This is a genomic window from Methylobacterium sp. 1A, assembly GCF_058072805.1.
Window position 1 is genome coordinate 1,212,499 of sequence record NZ_JBYQVE010000001.1, and the last position, 17,846, is coordinate 1,230,344.

21 protein-coding genes are annotated in these 17,846 nt (G+C 71.6%); 14 read left to right on the forward strand and 7 right to left on the reverse strand.

Annotated elements, in window-relative coordinates:
* Positions 1 to 4: 4 nt before the first annotated feature.
* The 7 genes from ACX9MN_RS05875 to ruvA all read right to left on the reverse strand — a co-directional run bounded on the left by ACX9MN_RS05875 (position 5) and on the right by ruvA (position 5,223).
* Complete coding sequence (locus ACX9MN_RS05875; protein WP_489723930.1) at positions 5 to 1,363, reverse strand: DUF817 family protein; 1,359 nt, start codon at positions 1,361 to 1,363, stop codon at positions 5 to 7.
* A gap of 13 nt (positions 1,364 to 1,376) precedes the next feature.
* The gene (locus tag ACX9MN_RS05880; protein WP_489723931.1) at positions 1,377 to 2,024 is read right to left on the reverse strand and encodes an alpha-ketoglutarate-dependent dioxygenase AlkB; all 648 of its coding nucleotides are present in this window, start codon (positions 2,022 to 2,024) and stop codon (positions 1,377 to 1,379) included.
* The gene (locus tag ACX9MN_RS05885) at positions 2,025 to 2,663 is read right to left on the reverse strand and encodes a 2,3-bisphosphoglycerate-dependent phosphoglycerate mutase (protein ID WP_489725210.1); all 639 of its coding nucleotides are present in this window, start codon (positions 2,661 to 2,663) and stop codon (positions 2,025 to 2,027) included. It abuts the gene before it with no gap.
* 17 nt (positions 2,664 to 2,680) lie between these two features.
* Positions 2,681 to 3,478, reverse strand: coding sequence for a 4-hydroxy-tetrahydrodipicolinate reductase (dapB, locus tag ACX9MN_RS05890; protein ID WP_489723932.1), 798 nt, complete (start codon positions 3,476 to 3,478; stop codon positions 2,681 to 2,683).
* 119 nt (positions 3,479 to 3,597) lie between these two features.
* The gene (gene bfr / locus ACX9MN_RS05895; RefSeq protein ID WP_012317139.1) at positions 3,598 to 4,095 is read right to left on the reverse strand and encodes a bacterioferritin; all 498 of its coding nucleotides are present in this window, start codon (positions 4,093 to 4,095) and stop codon (positions 3,598 to 3,600) included.
* A 44-nt stretch (positions 4,096 to 4,139) separates the two neighbouring features.
* Entirely contained in the window at positions 4,140 to 4,412 is a 273-nt protein-coding gene (locus tag ACX9MN_RS05900; protein WP_083916283.1) for a (2Fe-2S)-binding protein, read from the reverse strand.
* A 193-nt stretch (positions 4,413 to 4,605) separates the two neighbouring features.
* Complete coding sequence (ruvA, locus tag ACX9MN_RS05905) at positions 4,606 to 5,223, reverse strand: Holliday junction branch migration protein RuvA (RefSeq protein WP_020091486.1); 618 nt, start codon at positions 5,221 to 5,223, stop codon at positions 4,606 to 4,608.
* Between the two features lie 131 nt (positions 5,224 to 5,354).
* Here ruvA and ACX9MN_RS05910 point away from each other — a divergent pair, with 131 nt between their 5' ends.
* The 14 genes from ACX9MN_RS05910 to ACX9MN_RS05975 all read left to right on the forward strand — a co-directional run bounded on the left by ACX9MN_RS05910 (position 5,355) and on the right by ACX9MN_RS05975 (position 17,768).
* Positions 5,355 to 5,987 carry a YceI family protein gene (locus tag ACX9MN_RS05910; RefSeq protein WP_100250929.1) on the forward strand — a complete coding sequence of 211 codons (633 nt, stop codon included), beginning with the start codon at positions 5,355 to 5,357 and terminating at the stop codon, positions 5,985 to 5,987.
* A gap of 208 nt (positions 5,988 to 6,195) precedes the next feature.
* The gene (locus ACX9MN_RS05915; protein ID WP_489723933.1) at positions 6,196 to 6,600 is read left to right on the forward strand and encodes a hypothetical protein; all 405 of its coding nucleotides are present in this window, start codon (positions 6,196 to 6,198) and stop codon (positions 6,598 to 6,600) included.
* Positions 6,601 to 6,789: 189 nt separating this feature from the next.
* A complete protein-coding gene (gene rplU, locus ACX9MN_RS05920) occupies positions 6,790 to 7,104 on the forward strand; it encodes a 50S ribosomal protein L21 (protein WP_489723934.1) in 315 nt (104 codons plus the stop codon).
* A gap of 86 nt (positions 7,105 to 7,190) precedes the next feature.
* Positions 7,191 to 7,457, forward strand: a complete 267-nt coding sequence (gene rpmA, locus ACX9MN_RS05925; RefSeq protein WP_012317134.1) for a 50S ribosomal protein L27 — start codon at positions 7,191 to 7,193, stop codon at positions 7,455 to 7,457.
* Between the two features lie 186 nt (positions 7,458 to 7,643).
* Complete coding sequence (locus tag ACX9MN_RS05930; RefSeq protein ID WP_132366200.1) at positions 7,644 to 8,240, forward strand: GNAT family N-acetyltransferase; 597 nt, start codon at positions 7,644 to 7,646, stop codon at positions 8,238 to 8,240.
* Positions 8,241 to 8,328: 88 nt separating this feature from the next.
* Positions 8,329 to 9,357 carry a GTPase ObgE gene (gene obgE / locus ACX9MN_RS05935; protein WP_489723935.1) on the forward strand — a complete coding sequence of 343 codons (1,029 nt, stop codon included), beginning with the start codon at positions 8,329 to 8,331 and terminating at the stop codon, positions 9,355 to 9,357.
* A gap of 70 nt (positions 9,358 to 9,427) precedes the next feature.
* A complete protein-coding gene (gene proB, locus ACX9MN_RS05940; RefSeq protein ID WP_100250928.1) occupies positions 9,428 to 10,543 on the forward strand; it encodes a glutamate 5-kinase in 1,116 nt (371 codons plus the stop codon).
* A gap of 159 nt (positions 10,544 to 10,702) precedes the next feature.
* A complete protein-coding gene (locus tag ACX9MN_RS05945; RefSeq protein WP_489723936.1) occupies positions 10,703 to 12,001 on the forward strand; it encodes a glutamate-5-semialdehyde dehydrogenase in 1,299 nt (432 codons plus the stop codon).
* A gap of 19 nt (positions 12,002 to 12,020) precedes the next feature.
* A complete protein-coding gene (locus ACX9MN_RS05950; RefSeq protein ID WP_489723937.1) occupies positions 12,021 to 12,680 on the forward strand; it encodes a nicotinate-nucleotide adenylyltransferase in 660 nt (219 codons plus the stop codon).
* A 129-nt stretch (positions 12,681 to 12,809) separates the two neighbouring features.
* Positions 12,810 to 13,142 (forward strand): ribosome silencing factor, encoded by a 333-nt coding sequence (gene rsfS, locus ACX9MN_RS05955; protein WP_085986769.1) that lies wholly within the window; start codon positions 12,810 to 12,812, stop codon positions 13,140 to 13,142.
* 15 nt (positions 13,143 to 13,157) lie between these two features.
* Positions 13,158 to 13,652: a 23S rRNA (pseudouridine(1915)-N(3))-methyltransferase RlmH gene (gene rlmH / locus ACX9MN_RS05960; protein WP_489723938.1), complete on the forward strand. Its 495-nt coding sequence runs from the start codon at positions 13,158 to 13,160 to the stop codon at positions 13,650 to 13,652.
* 12 nt (positions 13,653 to 13,664) lie between these two features.
* Complete coding sequence (locus tag ACX9MN_RS05965; RefSeq protein WP_489723939.1) at positions 13,665 to 15,020, forward strand: murein hydrolase activator EnvC family protein; 1,356 nt, start codon at positions 13,665 to 13,667, stop codon at positions 15,018 to 15,020.
* A complete protein-coding gene (locus ACX9MN_RS05970) occupies positions 15,020 to 16,357 on the forward strand; it encodes a S41 family peptidase (RefSeq protein ID WP_020091475.1) in 1,338 nt (445 codons plus the stop codon). The genes ACX9MN_RS05965 and ACX9MN_RS05970 overlap by 1 nt, the downstream gene beginning before the upstream one ends.
* A 175-nt stretch (positions 16,358 to 16,532) precedes the next feature.
* Entirely contained in the window at positions 16,533 to 17,768 is a 1,236-nt protein-coding gene (locus tag ACX9MN_RS05975; RefSeq protein ID WP_489723940.1) for a divergent polysaccharide deacetylase family protein, read from the forward strand.
* The last annotated feature ends 78 nt before the right edge of the window (positions 17,769 to 17,846 follow it).

A 17,846-nucleotide genomic window follows, 5' to 3' on the forward strand; every position in this document is an offset into this window, starting at 1 on the left:
TCTGTCAAGCCGGCAACGCGGCGCGCCTGCGTTCACGATGAAGGGAAAGCGCGAGCGCGGCGGCGGCGCCGATCCCGACGCCGTAGGCGAGGAGATTCCACGGCGAGAAGATGGAGCCGAGGAGGAGCTGACCCGGCAGGGTCGTCCGGAAGGCGTCGAGGGCCGGCGTGTGGACGAGCCGGCTGCTCTCGATGAGCGCGGCGGCCGCGAAGGCGGCGATCAGGCAGGAGCGCAGGCCCCATCTGCCGGGTCGCAGGGCCGCGACCAGAAGGAACAGCATCGCCCCCCACAGGATCCCGCCGCCGTAATGGTGGATCGCGAGCGGCAGGCCCCAGTGCGGCACGCGCAGCAGCAGGCCGAGGGCGATCACCGCGGCCGCGAGGCCGAGATGGGTCGCGCGGGCCATCGGCAGCTCCCGACGCGCGGGCGCGGCCGGCACGGCCGGCCAGGTCGCGATGCCGTTCACCCGCGCGACCAGCGTGTAGGACACGATCATCAGCAGGAACCAGGACGAGAGCTTGGCCACCGGGACGATGGACCAGTGCTGCCGCTGGTTCGGGTAGAGCCACGTGCCGGACAGCGTGCCGAGATTCTCGGCGAACCAGATGAACAGCGCGACGAGCAGCAGGCCCAGCAGGAGCGGCATGGTGCGGTGCTCCCGCCAGACCTTGAAGTACACGGTCGCGGGGGCGAAGGCCGCGACCGCGACCGCGATGAGTCCGAAACGCAGGTCGATGCCGCGATGATCGATGAGGAAATTGACGTAGATCGCCACCGACAGGACCGCGAGCAGGCGCAGGCTCGGGTGCCGCGTGAACCGGAAATCGAACAGGCGCCACACGCGGGCGAGATAGCTGCCGACCGCCGCGTACATGAAGCCCGTGAACAGCGGGACGCCGCCGAGCCGGAACAGGTTCGCTTCCGGGTAGACCCAGCTGCCGATCGCGGTCTTGTGGATCTCCATGGCCGTGCCGATGACGTGGAAGACCAGGATCACCCGGGCCTCCGACCACGTCTCCATCCGCAGCCGCAGCATCGCGACCTGGAGCACGAGGGCGGCGAGGAACAGCGCGTCGTAGCGGGCGACGGGCGCGTGGGCCGGCCAGACGAGGCGCGTGCCGAGCATGAGCACCAGGAGCAGGCCGCCGAACAGGCAGGCCCAGCCCTGCTTTAGCCCGAACCGGACGAACTCGTAGAGCCCGGCCGTGACGCGCCCGCGCGCCAGGGCCGCCTCCTGGAGGCGGGCCTCGGCCGCGACGAAGCCGGCGAGCGCCGGCCACTGCGCGGCCGCGCTGACGCGCCCGCCGGGGATCGCCGGCGGCATCGCGGTCGGCACCGGCTCTAGGTCCCGCTCGCGCGTCATAGCGTGTCGCGCATCATGGCGTGGCCGGCACCGTGACACGTCGCAGGGTGAGATTGCAGCGGCCGCCCGGCGGCAGGAACCCGGGCCCGTCCGCCGCTTCCAGCAGGTCGCCGTCCGGGTAGAGCCGGTCGATGCCGTGGAAGACGAGCCGCGCGGCGCCACCCATCACCAGTGCGTCGCCGGCCTGCAGCCGGACCGAGCGGGTCGGGTCGGACCGGCTCGGACCGCCGTAGCGGAACAGGGCCGCCGCGCCGAGGGACAGCGACACGACCGGCGCGGCGAGATCCGCCTCGTCGCGGTCCTGGTGGAGGCCCATGCGGGTCCCCGGCGCGTAGATGTTGATGAGGCAGGCTTCCGGCGGGGCCGGATAGGCCGCCAGCGTCTCCCAGGCCGCGCGGGCGGTCGGCGGCAGGGCCGGCCAGGGTCGACCGGTCTCGGGATGGTGCGGCTGGTAGCGGTAGCCCGCGACGTCGGAGACCCAGCCGAGGGGTCCGGCATTCGACATCCGCACCGAGAACGGCTTGCCGGTGCGGGGCATGCGCGGCGTCACGGGCGGCGCCTCGGCGAGAATCGCGGCGATCTCCGCGGCGAGCCGCGCGCGGGCCTCCGCGTCGAGGAAGCCCGGATGGTGGATCAGGCCCGGTGCGAGTTCCGTCGCCACTCAGCGGTCCGCGTCGACGACCTGCTCCAGCACGGTCTTGGAGGCGACCGTGGTGTCGGCGTTCAGGCGGTAGACCAGCGGCACGCCGGTCCGGATCTGGAGATCGGGCACCTGCGCCTCGGTCAGTCCGTCGAGGACCATCACCAGGGCGCGGAGCGAGTTCCCGTGGGCCGCCACAAGGACCCGCTGGCCGGCCATCACGCGCGGCAGGATCGTCGCGACGTAGCAGGGCAGAACCCGCGCGGCCGTGTCCTTCAGGCTCTCGCCGCCGGGCGGCCGCACGTCGTAGCCCCGGCGCCAGGCGTGGACCTGCGCGTCGCCCCAGCGGGCGCGGGCCTCGTCCTTGTTGAGGCCGGAGAGGTCGCCGTAATCGCGCTCGTTGAGGGCGCGCGCGCGCAGGACCGGGATCTCGGACAGGCCCATCTCCTCGAGGATCAGCGCGCAGGTGCGCTGCGCGCGGACCAGCTCGGAGGTGAAGGCCAGGTCGAACCCGTAGCCGTCCCGCTTGAGGCCGCGGCCGGCGGCCCGGGCCTCGGCGACGCCGCGGTCGGTGAGGTCCGGGTCGCGCCAGCCGGTGAACAGGTTCTGCAGGTTCCACTCGCTCTGGCCGTGCCGGACGAGGACGAGGAGCCGCTCCATCGCCGTCGCGCTGCCGGTCACAGGCCGAGCACGTCGGTCATGGTGTAGAGCCCCGGCGGCTTGGGATGCGCCCAGAGCGCGGCCTTGACGGCGCCGGTGGCGAACAGGCCCCGGTCGGCCGCGTGGTGGCTGATCGTCAGGCTCTCGCCGGTGCCGGCGAAGATCACGCTGTGGTCGCCGACGACGCTGCCGCCCCGCAGGGTGGCGAAGCCGATATCGCCGGGCCGGCGGGCGCCGGTATGCCCGTCCCGGGTCGAGACCCGGACGGCCTTCAGGTCGACGCCGCGGCCCTCCGCGGCGGCCTCGCCGAGCATCAGCGCTGTCCCGGAGGGGGCGTCCACCTTCATGCGGTGGTGCATCTCGGCGATCTCGATGTCGAACTCGTCACCCAGCGCCTTGGCGACCCGCCGGACCAGGGCGGCCATCAGGTTGATGCCGAGCGACATGTTGCCCGACTGCACGATGCGGGCGTGGTACGAGGCCGCCTTCAGCTTGGCGAAATCGTCCTCCGAGAGGCCGGTCGTGCCGACGATGTGGACGATGCGCGCCTGGGCGGCGAGCTCGGCGAAGGCGACCGTGGCGGCCGGCGCGGTGAAGTCGAGGACGCCGTCGGCGGCCGCGAAGGCCCTGAGGGCGTCGTCGGTGACCGGCACGTCGAGGGGCGGCAGCCCGGCCAGCACGCCGGCGTCCTGGCCGAGCGCCGGCGAGCCGTCGCGCTCGATCGCCGCTGAGAGCGTGCAGCCCTCGGCCTGCGCCACCGCGCGGATCAGCATCCGCCCCATGCGCCCGTCGGCGCCGACCACCACGAGCCGCATTCCATTCCCCAGCTTGCCGTCTCAGGCGGGCAGGAACGCGGCCGCGCCGGCCCCACCCCTGCCCGCATCGCTGTCCGGGTCCCCGCTCCGCCGCGCGGGCGGCGGGAGCCCGGGCGCTCTCACTCCTTCTCGGGGGCGATCTGCTCGAGGCCGCCGATATGCTTCTGCGCGTAGAGCGGCAGGCCGATCTGCTTGATCAGCTCCAGCTGGGTCTCGAGGAAGTCGATGTGCCCCTCCTCGTCCTCGGCCAGATCCTCGAAGAGGCGCTTCGACACGCGGTCGTTGATCGAATCGCAGTACTTCGCGGCCTCGAGGTAGAGGCTGCGGGCCTCGTTCTCGGCGGCGAGATCGGATTCCAGGATCTCCTGAACGTTCTGGCCGATCCGCAGCGGGTCGAGCTCCTGCAGGTTCGGGAACCCGTCGAGGAACAGGATCCGGTCGATGAACCGGTCGGCGTGGTTCATCTCCTCGATCGATTCCTTGCGCCAGAACTTCGCCAGCTCGACGTAGCCCCAGTCATTGAGCATGCGGAAATGCAGCCAGTACTGGCTGACGGCCGTCAGCTCGCTGCGCAGGCCGCGATTCAGATACTCGATGACCTTGGTGTCGCCCTTCATGCCCCCGTACTCCTTACCGTGCTCTCAGGCGGGGGGTAGAAGCATCAGGCCGCGACTCCCTCATCCGCAGTTTGGAATTTCACCAAACTACAGGCGCTCGCGCAAGCCGTCGTGCAAGCATGGCTGCTCTCCGCCGCCGCGGCCTCGCCCAGCGCGGTCTGCATGATCGCGCGGATCGTGCGGGCGCAGCGCCCGCATTTCGGGCTGCAGCCGAGGCAGGCGTAGACCTGCGCGGGCGTGCGCGGGCAGCCGGGTCCGGGGGCGAGGCAGCCGCGCACGGCGCCGTCCGATAAGACGTTACAAGAACAGACGATCATGCGCGCCGCAAATCCCGTCATCCCCGTGCCCGCCGCGGTCGTCGACGACCGTCCGGGGCACCCGCGCCAGTTTAGAAGAATTGAAAAGTAGCTTGCTTTTCAATACCTTATTGGCCGCGGTCGACATGGCACCGCCGCCCGCGCGGGTCAAGGGCGTGCGATCTAAGTGCGCCCCAACTGTCAGGTCGGGCCGTCAGCGGGCGAGTTCGCGCAGGCCGAGCCGGATGAGCACCTTGGCCTCGGCGCCCTCCCCCGCACCCTTGAGCGCGGCCGCGATGGCGGCGGCGGCCTGGACCTGCGGGTAGCCGAGATTGACCAGTGCCGAGACGGCGTCCGCCACCGGCTGCGGGGCGGCGCCCTCCTCGACGGCACCCGCAAGGGCAACCAGCGCGGGATCGACGGGCGCGAAGGCCGGTGCCTTGTCCTTGAGCTCGGCGGCGAGCCTGGCGGCGAGGCGCGGCCCGACGCCCGGGGCCCGGCTGATCGAGCCCTTGTCGCCGGTGGCGATGGCGCTCGCCAGCGCCTCGGGCTCCAGCACCGACAGAACGCCGAGCGCCACCCGCGCGCCGACGCCCTGGACGGTCTGGAGCAGGCGGAACCACTCGCGCTCGGCGTCCGAGCGGAAGCCGTAGAGGCGGATCATGTCCTCGCGGACGTGGGTCTCGATCGACAGCGCCGCGGGCTCGCCGACCTTGGGCATGCGCTGCAGGGTCCGCGCCGAGCAGTGAACGATGTAGCCGACCCCCGACACGTCGAGGATCACGAAATCCTCGCCGAACGAGTCCACGACGCCCTTGAGCTTACCGATCATGCCACGCCTGCCGCTACCTCGGCTTGCCTACAGAACCGCGGCGGCCTTCGCCAGACGTGCTTGAGCGCGCAGGGAGATCATGAAATCACGGGCCCGCGCCGGCCGAGCTTGGCCGGTCACGGGGGGATGACATGCGCGCGCCACTTCTTGTCCTGATCGGCCTGCTCTGCGCCGGCCCGGCCCGGGCGGCGGACAACCCGGCAGCCCCGCCCGCACCGGTCGCGCCGAGCGCGGATCCGACGCAGGTCAGGCCCGGCAGCTACGTCCTCGATCCGGATCACGGCAAGGTCACGTGGTCGGTCTCGCATCTCGGCTATTCGACCTATTACGGCCAGTTCACCGGCCTGAGCGGCACGCTCCAGCTCGACCCGAAGGCGCCCGAGAAGAGCCGCCTCGAGGTAACTGTGCCGCTCGGCGGCGTCATCACCGGCAGCACCCGGCTGAACGAGCACCTCGCGGCCCCGGATTTCTTCGACACGGCCAAGTTCCCGAGCGCCACCTTCACCGCCACCAAGGTCGAGCCCACCAGCCCGACCACCGCGCGGATCACCGGCGACCTCAACCTGCGTGGGACGGTCCGGCCGTTCGCGATCGACGCCACCTTCAACCAGGCCGGCATCCACCCTGTGGACCAGCGCTACACCGTGGGCTTCGACGGGCGCGCGGTCGTCAAGCGCTCGGATTTCGGTATCAACGCCTACCTGCCGCAGCTCGGCGACGAGGTGAGCCTGCGCATCGAGGGCGAGTTCAAGGCCGCGCCCTGACGGCCGGTCCGTCTGCCGACCGCGCGCCGACCGCGCGCCGACGCGGCGGGTGACGCCCCGTCGCCGGACGTGTAGTCAGCCGCCGTCGCGGCGCCGCGGCGAGGGGCGCACCCAAGGGAACGCGCGTCTCCCGGTCGGCGCCCGGCATCGTCGCGAAGGTGCGGGCGCGCCACCGCGCCGATCGATGCTTACCCTGGAGGTCTCAGCCGTGCGGCGTGTCGGTGTCCCCACCCTTGCCCTGACGCTAGCCCTGACGCTGAATTTCGCGGGGACGGCCGCCGCGCAGGCGCCCGCCGTGCCGGCCAATCCGGCCGCGCCGGCCTCGGCCCTCGACAATTACGCCTCGGCGGCGGCCACGACCATCATCGCCGAGCAGGCCTGCCCGGGCGTGCAGGTCCGGGCCGGCCAGCTGACGACGCTCCGCCTCGCGGCACGCGTCAATGCCGGGCAGGAGGCGATCCTGGAGGAGAAGCTGCGCACCCGCGCCACGCAGGTGCGCCAGCAGCTCGCCGCCGACGGCCGGGAGACGTGGTGCGCGCAGGCCCTCGCCGCCTTCGGCCCGGCGGGCAGCGTCGCGAAGGGCATCCTGGCGACCGGCGCGCCGATCCGGTGACACCGCCCGGCAGGCCGCCGCGGATTGACACAGCGCCGCCGCGCCCGTACTGACCCCGCATGGCGCGCGGCCTCAGCTGGGGTCCGCGCGTTTCGCGTTGTCCGGGCCGAACGCCCGTTCAATGACTTCAAACAAGAAGCCGGTCCAGGGGCAGCCGCCCCGGAGGCCGTTCGAGAACACGAGAGAACGATGTTCGCAGTCATCAAGACGGGCGGTAAGCAGTACCGCGTCGCCGCCAACGACATCATCACCATCGCCTCCCTGGCGGGCGAGGCCGGCGAGGCCGTGACCTTCGGCGAGGTCCTCCTGTTCGCCGACGGCGCGGGCGCGACCCAGGTCGGCGCCCCGACCCTGTCGGGCATCAGCGTCACGGGCGAGATCGTGCGCCATGGTCGCGACAAGAAGGTGATCGCCTTCAAGAAGCGCCGCCGGCAGAACTCGCGCCGCAAGCGCGGCCATCGCCAGGACCACACGGTCGTGCGCATCACCGGCATCTCGGCCTGAGGCCGGCGCACCGCTGGGCGCGTAGCGGTCCCTGAGGACCCGATCCGCGACCGCATCCCGACAGATCAGAATTCGGAGTTCATCCCATGGCACACAAGAAGGCAGGCGGCTCGTCCCGCAACGGTCGCGACTCGGAAGGCCGGCGCCTCGGCGTCAAGAAGTTCGGCTCGGAGGCCGTCATTCCGGGCAACATCATCGTGCGTCAGCGCGGCACCAAATGGCATCCCGGCGCCAATGTCGGCATGGGTAAGGACCACACGATCTTCGCGCTGGTACCGGGCCATGTCCGCTTCGAGACGCGCCGCGGGCGCGCCTTCGTAGGTGTTACCCCGCTGGCCGAGGCCGCGGAATAAGAGGCGGGCGCCCTGAGTGGCGAAGCTGGCGTCCCGCCCGGTGTCCCACACCGGACCGGAGACGTCGTTGCCGAGCCCCTGACGGGCCAGGTCGGACGGAACACCGGGGAGGATGGGACGCCATCCTCCCCTTCGTCGTCTTGAGGCGGTGCCCCGGAGCCGGGAGCGCCGCCCTGCGAGGGCACGATGTTCCCCGATCTGACCCGTGATGACGTTTTCCGGATCGAGACGCGGCGGCTGTGGCTGCGCTGGCCGACCGCCAAGGACAGGGACGCGATCCTGAAGCTGGCCGGCGACCCGTCGGTCGCCGCGATGCTGGCGCGGGTGCCGCACCCGCTCCCGGCCCCGGAGGTGGACGCGTTCCTGCTGCAGGCGCGCTCGCGGAACGCCGCCGGTTCGGCGCTCACGCTCGCCCTCGCGCCGCGGGCGGCGCCAGGCAGCCTCATCGGTGTCGTCAGCATCGACGGGCGGAGCGACGGACCGCCGGAACTCGGCTACTGGCTCGGGCAGCCCTACTGGGGCAGCGGCCTGATGGCCGAGGCCGTGACGGCCCTGTGCCACGCGTTCTTCGCCTATACGGGCGGGACGGAACTCGCCGCCTCGGCCCGCACGGTCAACCCGGCGTCCCGGCGCGTGCTGGAGACCTGCGGCTTCGCGCAGGCCGGCAGCGCGATCCGGCCCTTTCCGGCGCGCGGCGCGGACCTTCCGGTCGATCTCTTCAGCCTCGACCGGCAGCGCTGGCAGACTCCGCCGTCCGAGCCGGCCATGACGCGGGCAGCCTGAGGCGGCCCCGCGGCGCCGGACTGGCCGGCGGCCGCCGACAGGGTGATGGTGCGGGTCGCGAATCCGCGCCCGACAAAGGATTCAGGTCGTGAAGTTCCTCGACGAAGCCAAGGTCTATGTCCGCTCCGGTGATGGCGGTCCCGGCTGCGTCTCGTTCCGGCGGGAGAAATTCATCGAGTTCGGCGGACCGAACGGCGGTGACGGCGGCCGCGGCGGCGATGTCTGGGTGGAGTGCGTCGAAGGTCTCAACACCCTGATCGACTACCGCTACCAGCAGCACTTCAAGGCCAAGAAGGGCGAGCATGGCATGGGCTCGAACTGCCACGGCGCCAACGGCGCCGACACGGTCCTGAAGGTCCCGGCCGGCACGCAGATCTTCTCCGAGGACGGCGAGACGCTGCTCGCCGACCTGACCGAGGTCGGCCAGAAGATCCGCCTCGCCAAGGGCGGCAACGGCGGCTTCGGCAACGCCTACTTCACGACCTCCACGAACCGGGCCCCGAAACACGCCAATCCCGGCCTGGAAGGCCAGGAGATGTGGATCTGGCTGCGGCTCAAGCTGATCGCCGATGCCGGACTCGTCGGGCTCCCGAATGCCGGCAAGTCGACCTTCCTGGCGAGCGTCACCGCGGCGAAGCCGAAGATCGCCGACTACCCGTTCACGACCCTGCATCCCGGCCTCGGCGTGGTGCGGTCGGACGGGCGCGAGTTCGTGCTCGCCGACATCCCGGGACTGATCGAGGGCGCCCACGAGGGCGTCGGCCTCGGCGACAAGTTCCTCGCCCATGTCGAGCGCTGCCGCGTGCTGCTGCACCTCGTCGACGGCACGAGCGAGCATGCCGGCAAGACCTACAAGCTGGTCCGCGGCGAGATCGAGGCCTACGGCAACGGACTCGCGGAGAAGCCCGAGATCGTGGCGCTGTCGAAGGCCGACGCCCTCGACGCCGACACGCTCAAGAGCCAGGTGGCCAAGCTGAAGCGCGCCGCCGGGCGCGCGCCGCTGGTCCTGTCCTCGGCGAGCCGCAAGGGCGTTCCCGAGGCGCTGCGCGCGCTTCAGGCCGAGATCGATGCCAGCGCCGAAGCCGAGCGGAAGCCGGCGGCCGCCTGGCAGCCGTAGCCCTCGACCGACTGTTCAAAGGGCGGGTCTTGGTTCACACCCGCCCCGAACGCGCCGTCCCGCAAGAATCATGATCCCTGCCCTCGAAGAATTCCGCCGCGTGGTCATCAAGGTCGGCTCGGCCCTGCTGGTCGACCGCAGTGCCGGCCGCCTGCGCCACGCTTGGCTCGCCGCGCTGGCCGAGGACATCGCGGAGCTGCACGGGCGCGGCGTCGACGTCCTGGTCGTGTCCTCGGGCAGCATCGCCCTCGGCCGGACGGTGCTGGGCCTGCCGCCCGGCGTCCTGCGCCTGGAGGAGAGCCAGGGCGCGGCCTCGGTGGGGCAGATCACGCTGGCGCGCCACTGGGCCGAGGCGCTGGGCCATCACGGCATCGTCGCCGGCCAGATCCTCGTGACGCCGCAGGATACCGAGGAGCGCCGCCGCTACCTCAACGCCCGCGCCACCGTGCTGAAACTCCTGGAGATGCGCGCGGTGCCGGTCGTGAACGAGAACGACACGGTGGCGACCTCGGAGATCCGCTACGGCGACAACGACCGGCTCGCCGCCCGGGTCGCCACCATGATCGACGCCGACGTGCTGGTGCTGTTCTCGGACATCGACGGCCTCTACACGGCGCCGCCCCAGAGCGATCCGGAGGCCCGCCACCTCGCTGTGGTCGACCGGATCACTCCCGAGATCGAGGCGATGGCCGGCGGCCCGGCCTCCGAGCTGTCGCGGGGCGGCATGCGCACCAAGGTCGAGGCCGCCAAGATCGCGGCCTCGGGCGGCACGCACCTGGTCATCGCGGACGGGCGCGGGAAGAACCCGCTGAAGGCCGTGCGGGACGGGGCGCGCTGCACGTGGTTCCTCTCGGGGTCCACGCCCACGGCCGCCCGGAAGACCTGGATCGCCGGCTCGCTGGAGCCGCGCGGCACCCTGACGATCGACGCGGGCGCCGAGCAGGCGCTCCGGAGCGGGGCCAGCCTGCTTCCCGTGGGCGTGCGCGCGATCGAGGGCAGCTTCTCCCGCGGCGACGCCGTGATGATCCGCGATCCGGAGGGTCGGATCCTCGGCCGCGGTCTGGTGGCCTATGACAGCGCCGAGGCCGCGCTGATCATCGGTCATCCGAGCGCGCGCATTCCGGAACTGCTCAATTATCCCGGTCGCGCCTGGATGGTGCACCGCGATGACTTGGCACTATTCTAGAAATCGTCGACACAAGCTAATCTATTTACAATTTTTGTCTCGATGATCGCCACCATTCCCGGCCCGGCACTCTTGTCGAGACGGCGCGCGATGTGCAAATACGGCGCTCTCCCCCCGTCCGGGCCGCGCGCGCGGCCGTCGACAACCGAGGACGCCAGCGTGCCCGTCCTGAACCTGAGATCGGACTTCGCCGAGGCCGATGCCCTTCCGGAGCAGATGGCGGCGATCGGCCGCCGCGCCCGGGCGGCGGCGCGGCGCATGGCGCTGGCCTCGGCGCGGACGAAGGACGTCGCGCTCAAGCTGATCGCCGAGCGGATCCGCGCGAGCCGCGACGAGATCCTGAGCGAGAACGCCCGGGACGTGGCCGCCGCCCGGAGCGCGGGCCAGACCGCCGCGCTGATCGACCGTCTCACGCTCGACCCCGGGCGCCTCGCGGCCATCGCGGACGCGGTCGAGAAGGTCGGGTCGCTCGCCGACCCGGTCGGGCGCCAGCTCGCCGCGATCGAGCGGCCGAACGGCCTGCTGATCGAGCGCATCGCGGTGCCGCTCGGCGTCGTCGGCGTCATCTTCGAGGCGCGCCCCAACGTGACGGCGGATGCCGGCGCGCTCTGCCTCAAGGCCGGCAACGCCGCGATCCTCCGGGCCGGCTCGGACAGCCATCGCAGCGCGATGGCGATCGCGAAGGCCATGAGCCGCGGGCTCGCCGATGCGGGCCTGCCGGAGGACGCGATCCAGCTGGTGCCGACCCGCGACCGCGCCGCGGTCGGGCTGATGCTCGCGGGCCTCGACGGCTGCGTCGACGTGATCGTCCCGCGCGGCGGCCGCGGCCTCGTGGAGCGCGTCCAGGCCGAGGCGCGCGTGCCGGTCTTCGCCCATCTCGACGGTATCAACCACGTCTACGTCGCCGCGGCGGCGGACCTCGACATGGCCCGCAGCGTGCTGCTCAACAGCAAGATGCGTCGCACCAGCGTCTGCGGCGCAGCCGAGACCCTGCTGGTCGACCGCGCCTGCGCGGCGACGCATCTCGCGCCGCTGGTTCAGGCCCTGCTCGACGCCGGCTGCGCCGTCCGGGGCGATGCCGCGACCCGCGCGGTCGATCCCCGGGTGACGGACGCTTCCGAGCAGGACTGGCACACCGAGTACCTCGACGCGATCATCGCGGTGCGGGTGGTGGACGGGATCGAGGCCGCCATCGAGCACATCGAGACCTACGGCTCGCATCACACCGACGCGATCATCACCGAGAACGACGCCGAGGCGACCCGTTTCCTGGCCGAGGTCGACTCGGCGATCGTCACCCACAACGCCTCCACGCAGTTCGCCGACGGCGGCGAGTTCGGCTTCGGGGCCGAGATCGGCATCGCCACGGGGCGGATGCACGCGCGCGGGCCGGTGGGCGTCGAGCAGCTGACCACGTTCAAGTACCGGGTCCACGGCAGCGGCCAGATCCGCCCGTGACGCGCACTGACGGTTCGGCGTGCGGCTGACCCTGCCGCCGAGCGCTCCCGGCATGCGGATCGGCCTCTACGGCGGATCCTTCAATCCCGCCCATCTGGGCCACCGGCACGTGACGCTCGCGGCCCTGCGTCGGCTCGGGCTCGACCGGGTCTGGTGGCTGGTGAGCCCGGGGAACCCGCTCAAGAGCCGGAGTGCTCTCCCCTCCGTCGCGGCGCGGTGCGATCAGGCGCGCCAGATCGCCCGGCACCCGCGGATCGCCGTGACCGGGATCGAGGCTGCGCTCGGCGTCCGCTTCACGGTGCAGACGCTGCGCTTCCTCACGCGCCGGTGTCCAGGCGTTCACTTCGTCTGGCTCATGGGAGCCGATTCCCTCGGGACCTTCCATCGCTGGAAGGGCTTCGCCGAGATCGCCCGCCTCGTGCCGATCGCCGTCATCGACCGGCCCGGCTTCACCATGACGCCGCTGAGTGCCCGCGCGGCCCGACGCCTGGCCGGTGCCCGGGTCCCCGAGGCGGCGGCGTCGACGCTCGCGCTGCGTTCGCCGCCGGCCTGGATGTTCCTGCACGGGCCGCGCTCGACCCTGTCGTCCACGCAGATCCGCGCGCGCACGGGTCGGGGGACGGCGCCGCCGAAGCCTGCGCGGTTGCAATCGCGGCCCGATACCGCCAATTTCACCTGATCCCGCAAGGCCCGACGTCGCCGTGCGGCAGAACGAGGAACCAGGACTCTGCCCGAAACCAGTCACACGGAGACGATCCGCACCCCCGTCCAGGCCCCGGTCGAAGCCGGTCAGGCGCGCTCGGACGACCTGAAGGCGCTCGCCCTCGAATGCCTCGACGACATGAAGGCCGAGGAGACGATCGCGATCGATCTGGCCGGCAAGACCTCGCTCGCCGACACGATGATCATCACGTCGGGTCGCTCGCAGCGTCACGTCGGCTCGATCGCCGACAAGATCATCCAGGAGATGAAGAATCGCGGCTACGGCAACGCCCGGGTCGAGGGCATGCCGGCCTGCGACTGGGTGCTGATCGACGCCGGCGATGTGCTGGTGCACATCTTCCGCCCCGAGGTCCGCGGCTTCTACAATCTCGAGAAGATGTGGGGCGCCGACCGCCCCGTCGGTATCGCGGCCGGCTAGGCCGGATCCGAATCCGTGCGTCTGGTCCTGGCCGCGGTCGGACGGCTGAAGAGCGGGCCGGAGCGCGAACTCGCGTCACGATATCGCGACCGCGCCGCGCAACTCGGTCGCGGCCTCGGCTTCCCGTCCTGCGGCAGCGTCGAGATCCCGGAATCCCGCGCCCGTCGGGCCCCGGACCGGTGCGTCGAGGAGGCGGCGGCGCTCGCGACCCATCTGCCCGCGGGCGGTGTCCTCGTCGCCTATGACGAGCGCGGTCGGGCCGATCTCGCCAGCGAGGCCATGGCCGAGCGCGTCGCCGCTTGGCGCGACGCGGCCCGGCCGGCCCTGGTCGTGGTGATCGGCGGCCCGGACGGGCTGGACGCCTCAATTCGGACGCGCGCGGAGCTGATCCTGTCGTTCGGGGCCGCCACCCTGCCCCACGGACTCGTTCGCGTGCTCGCCCTCGAACAACTCTATCGCAGCCTCACCATCCTGGCCGGTCACCCGTACCATCGCGGTGAGGCGGGCTGAGCGGCCGTGAGGATGTCCGAGCCCGAGTCGAAGCCTGGGTCGCGGCGCGCGCGCGCGGCACTCGCCCTGCTGGCCGCGCTGTCGATCACTGTCGCCGCGCGCGCCGAGACCCCGAAGCCCACGGATCCCGAGGCAATCCAGCGGGCCAACGAGGAGCGGGAGCGCCGGGCCGAGAACCTGAAGCGCGTGCAGGACGCCCTCGCCGCCAGCGCCGGACAGCGCGCGCAGTTCGAGGCGGAGATCGCGGCGATCGGGTCCGACCGCGCGAAGCTCGACACCGCCCTCCTCGACGCGAATCGTCAGGCGCAGGCGACGGAAGACCGCCTCAGCCGCCTGGAGGAGCGCCTGAAGGCGATGAGCGAGAGCGAGGCCGCGATCCGGCACTCGCTTCAGGGTCGGCGCGGCATCGTCGCCGAGATCCTGGCGGCGCTCCAGCGGATGGGCCGCCGCCCGCCGCCGGCGGTGCTGGTGAGCCCCGAGGACGTGCTGGCCGCGATCCGGACCTCGATGCTGCTCGGTGCCGTGGTGCCGGAACTGCGGGGCGAGGTGGACACGCTCGCGGCCGATCTCGCGGAAATGATCAGGCTGCGCGGTTTGATCGCGCAGGACAAGGAAGGCCTCTCGAACGACCTCGCCGGCTGGGCGCGCGAGCAGCAGCGCCTGCAGGCCCTGGTCGCCGCCCGGCGCGCGCGGCAGGCGGAGGTGGAGAGCGGCCTCACGGCCGAGCGGCGCCGCGCCACCGAGCTCGGCGCGCAGGCCAAGAACCTGAAGGACCTGCTCGACCGCACAGAGGCGGAGGTCGCCGCGGCGAAGCGCTCCGCCGAGGAGGCCAAGGCTGCCGCGGAGCGCGAGGTGCGCATCACGCAGGAGCGGTTCGCCGCGGCCGGCTTCCGCGATCCGGCGCGGCTCGCGCCCAAAGTGCATTTCGCCGAGGCGCGGGGCGAAGTGCCGCGGCCGGTGAGCGGACGCGTCGCACGCGGCTTCAATCAGCCCGACGGCAACGGCGGGACGACCCGCGGCGTGTCGTTCACGACCCGCCCGAAGGCGTCGGTCTCGTCCCCGGCCGACGGGTGGGTGCAGTTCGCCGGGCCGTTTCGGTCCTATGGCCAACTCTTGATCATCAACGCGGGCGACGGCTACTATCTTCTGCTCGCGGGAATGGACCAGATCAGCGTCGAGGTCGGTCAGTTCGTGCTCGCGGGCGAACCGGTCGGCAGCATGGGCGACAGGGGTGCGGGTCCCGGCGGGTCCGAGAGTGATCCCACGCTCTACGTCGAGTTCAAGAAGGACGGCGGCTCCATCGATCCGGAGCCGTGGTGGGCGAAGAGCCCGAATAATACGGTACTTGGCGAGAAGGTTCGCGGCTGATGCGCAAGACTTCCCTGATCATGCTCGGCGCCTTCCTCGGTGCCGGAACGTCCATGGTGGCGACCCAGACCGACTTCCTGTCGGGTCCGCGGGCCGTGGCCGCCTCGGCCGAGACCTACCGCCAGCTCAGCCTGTTCGGCGACGTCTTCGAGAAGGTGCGCACCGACTACGTCGAGAAGCCGGACGAGTCGAAGATGATCGAGGCGGCCGTCAACGGCATGCTGACGTCGCTCGACCCGCACTCGAGCTACATGGACGCCAAGGCGTTCCGCGACATGCAGACCACCACCCGCGGCGAGTTCGGCGGCCTCGGCATCGAGGTCACGATGGAGGACGGCCTGATCAAGGTCGTCACGCCGATCGACGACACCCCGGCGGCGAAGGCGGGTCTGCTCGCGAACGACATCATCACGCAGATCGATGACGACCAGGTCCAGGGCCTCACCCTGAACCAGGCGGTCGACAAGATGCGCGGCCCGGTCAACTCGAGCGTCAAGCTCAAGATCAGTCGCAAGGAGTCGAAGGACCCGATCGACGTCACGCTCACCCGCGACGTGATCAAGATCAAGCCGGTGCGCTCGAAGATAGAGGGCGGCGATGTCGCCTATATCCGCCTGACCCAGTTCAACGAGCAGACCTTCGACGGGATGCGCGCCGCCATCGACAAGCTCACGGGCGAGATCGGCGCCGACAAGATCAAGGGCTACATCGTCGATCTGCGCAACAACCCGGGCGGCCTGCTCGACCAGGCCGTGATGGTCTCCGACGCGTTCCTCGATCGCGGCGAGATCGTCTCCACACGCGGCCGCAACCCGGACGAGACCCAGCGCTTCTCCGCGAAGGCCGGCGATCTGACGAAGGGCAAGCCCATCGTGGTGCTGGTCAACGGCGGTTCCGCCTCGGCCTCCGAGATCGTGGCCGGCGCCCTTCAGGATCACAAGCGCGCGACCATCATGGGCACGCGCTCCTTCGGCAAGGGCTCGGTCCAGTCGATCATCCCCCTCGGCGGCTCCGGCGCCCTCCGGCTCACCACGGCGCGCTACTACACGCCGTCGGGCCGCTCGATCCAGGCCAAGGGCATCGAGCCGGACGTCGAGGTCACGCAGGACGTTCCGGACGAGCTCAAGGGCAAGGACGAGACCAAGGGTGAGGCCGGGCTGAAGGGCCACCTGAAGCAGAAGGACACCGACGAGCGCGGCGGATCCTCCGCCTACGTCCCGCCGGATCCGGCCAAGGACAAGCAGCTGATCTCGGCCGTGGACTTCTTGCACGGCATCCAGAAGGGCGCCGCCAACGGCACGCCCGCGCAGCAGCAGAAGCCGAGCCTGCCGAACTGATCGTTCGGCAACCCCGCGCCCCTCTGATCCGATCCCGTCCGGCCACCCGCCGGGCGGGATTTCCCGTTCTGGGACCGGGCGTTAGCGGAACGTTAACCATACCCGGCCGCAATGGATGCGAGGGTTAGGACCGCGCCGACCGGCGCAGGAACCGCGATCCCGTATCGAGAGCCGCTTGACCGAGTCCACCGACGATATCCTCACGCGCCCCCTCGGGGTGCCGGAGGCGGCGCCGGAGCAGCCCGCAGGCCGGATCGGACGGCTGATCGCGGCTGTCCGCAGGCCCCGGGTCGCGGCCGCGGCGCTCGCGGCCGGCTTCGCGATGGCGGCCGGCTTGGTGCTCGCGCTGGGCGACCCCCAGGGCGGTGAACCCCGGGTCCAGGTGGCGATCGCGATGCGCGAACCCGCGGCTCGTCCGGCCGCACAGGCCCCGGTCGCTCAGCAGCCCCAGGTCATCACGACGGCGCCGGGAACGGCGCCCCTCCAGCACAGCGCCGAGGAGGTCGAGACCGCGTCCGGCGTGACGGTCGTGCGCCCGGCCGGCAGCGGGCCGAGCGAGGCGGTGGTGATCCGCGTGCCGCCGCCGAGCGCCCCCCGTCTCGCCCAGGCCCCCGACCCGCGGATCAGCGAGGCGGGCCGCCACGGTCTCATGCCGAAGCTCGGCGAGGGCCGCATCCGCGCCCTCGACGTCTACGCCCGGACCGAGGAGGCCGGCAGCGGGCCGCGCATCGCGATCGTGGTGACCGGTCTCGGCGTCGGTCAGGCCGCGACCGCGGGCGCCACCGCGCGCCTGCCCGCCGCCGTGAGCCTCGCCTTCCTGCCCTACGGGGGCGAGGCCGAGCGCGCCGCGGCGCGCGCGCGGGATGCCGGCCACGAGATCTTCCTGCAACTCCCGATGGAACCCTTCGACTATCCCGACAGCGATCCGGGTCCGCAGACGCTGCTGACCGCGCTGCGGGGACCGGAGAACGCGGACCGCCTCGCCTGGGCGATGAGCCGATTCCCGGGCTACGTCGGCGCGGTGAACTTCATGGGCTCCAAGCTGATGGCAGACGCGGCTTTCGAGCCGGTCCTGCGCGAGATCGGCGCCCGCGGTCTCGGGTTCCTCGATGATGGCACGGCCCCGAAACCCGCGGCGGCGCCCGCCAACAAGGGCAAGACGCCGGTGGCCCGTGCCGAGATCGTCCTCGACGCCACGCCGCGCGCCGACGCGATCGACGCCGCGCTCGCCCAGGCCGAAGCCCGGGCCCGCGCCAACGGCTTCGCCCTGGTCTCGGCGACCGGGACACCGCTGAGCATCGATCGGATCGCCCGTTGGGCGAAGGAGATCGACTCGCGCGGGCTGCGCCTCGTGCCGGCGAGCGTGGCGCTGCGGGGCGCCCGCGACAAGCGGGTCTCGACTGCCGATTGAGCGTGTCCGTGTCCAAAGTCAGCGCAAGTAGATCCGGCGCCTTCCGGGCCGGTGAAGACTTGGTCGACGTTGCCGCCT

Bases quoted from the DNA above. Each gene is read 5' to 3' on its own strand.
- ACX9MN_RS05875 (WP_489723930.1), bottom strand. From the start codon at position 1,363: ATGACGCGCGAGCGGGACCTAGAGCCGGTGCCGACCGCGATGCCGCCG.
- ACX9MN_RS05885 (WP_489725210.1), bottom strand. From the start codon at position 2,663: ATGGAGCGGCTCCTCGTCCTCGTCCGGCACGGCCAGAGCGAGTGGAAC.
- dapB (WP_489723932.1), bottom strand. From the start codon at position 3,478: ATGCGGCTCGTGGTGGTCGGCGCCGACGGGCGCATGGGGCGGATGCTG.
- bfr (WP_012317139.1), bottom strand. From the start codon at position 4,095: ATGAAGGGCGACACCAAGGTCATCGAGTATCTGAATCGCGGCCTGCGC.
- ACX9MN_RS05900 (WP_083916283.1), bottom strand. From the start codon at position 4,412: ATGATCGTCTGTTCTTGTAACGTCTTATCGGACGGCGCCGTGCGCGGC.
- ruvA (WP_020091486.1), bottom strand. From the start codon at position 5,223: ATGATCGGTAAGCTCAAGGGCGTCGTGGACTCGTTCGGCGAGGATTTC.
- ACX9MN_RS05910 (WP_100250929.1), top strand. From the start codon at position 5,355: ATGCGCGCGCCACTTCTTGTCCTGATCGGCCTGCTCTGCGCCGGCCCG.
- rplU (WP_489723934.1), top strand. From the start codon at position 6,790: ATGTTCGCAGTCATCAAGACGGGCGGTAAGCAGTACCGCGTCGCCGCC.
- rpmA (WP_012317134.1), top strand. From the start codon at position 7,191: ATGGCACACAAGAAGGCAGGCGGCTCGTCCCGCAACGGTCGCGACTCG.
- ACX9MN_RS05930 (WP_132366200.1), top strand. From the start codon at position 7,644: ATGTTCCCCGATCTGACCCGTGATGACGTTTTCCGGATCGAGACGCGG.
- proB (WP_100250928.1), top strand. From the start codon at position 9,428: ATGATCCCTGCCCTCGAAGAATTCCGCCGCGTGGTCATCAAGGTCGGC.
- ACX9MN_RS05965 (WP_489723939.1), top strand. From the start codon at position 13,665: ATGTCCGAGCCCGAGTCGAAGCCTGGGTCGCGGCGCGCGCGCGCGGCA.
- ACX9MN_RS05970 (WP_020091475.1), top strand. From the start codon at position 15,020: ATGCGCAAGACTTCCCTGATCATGCTCGGCGCCTTCCTCGGTGCCGGA.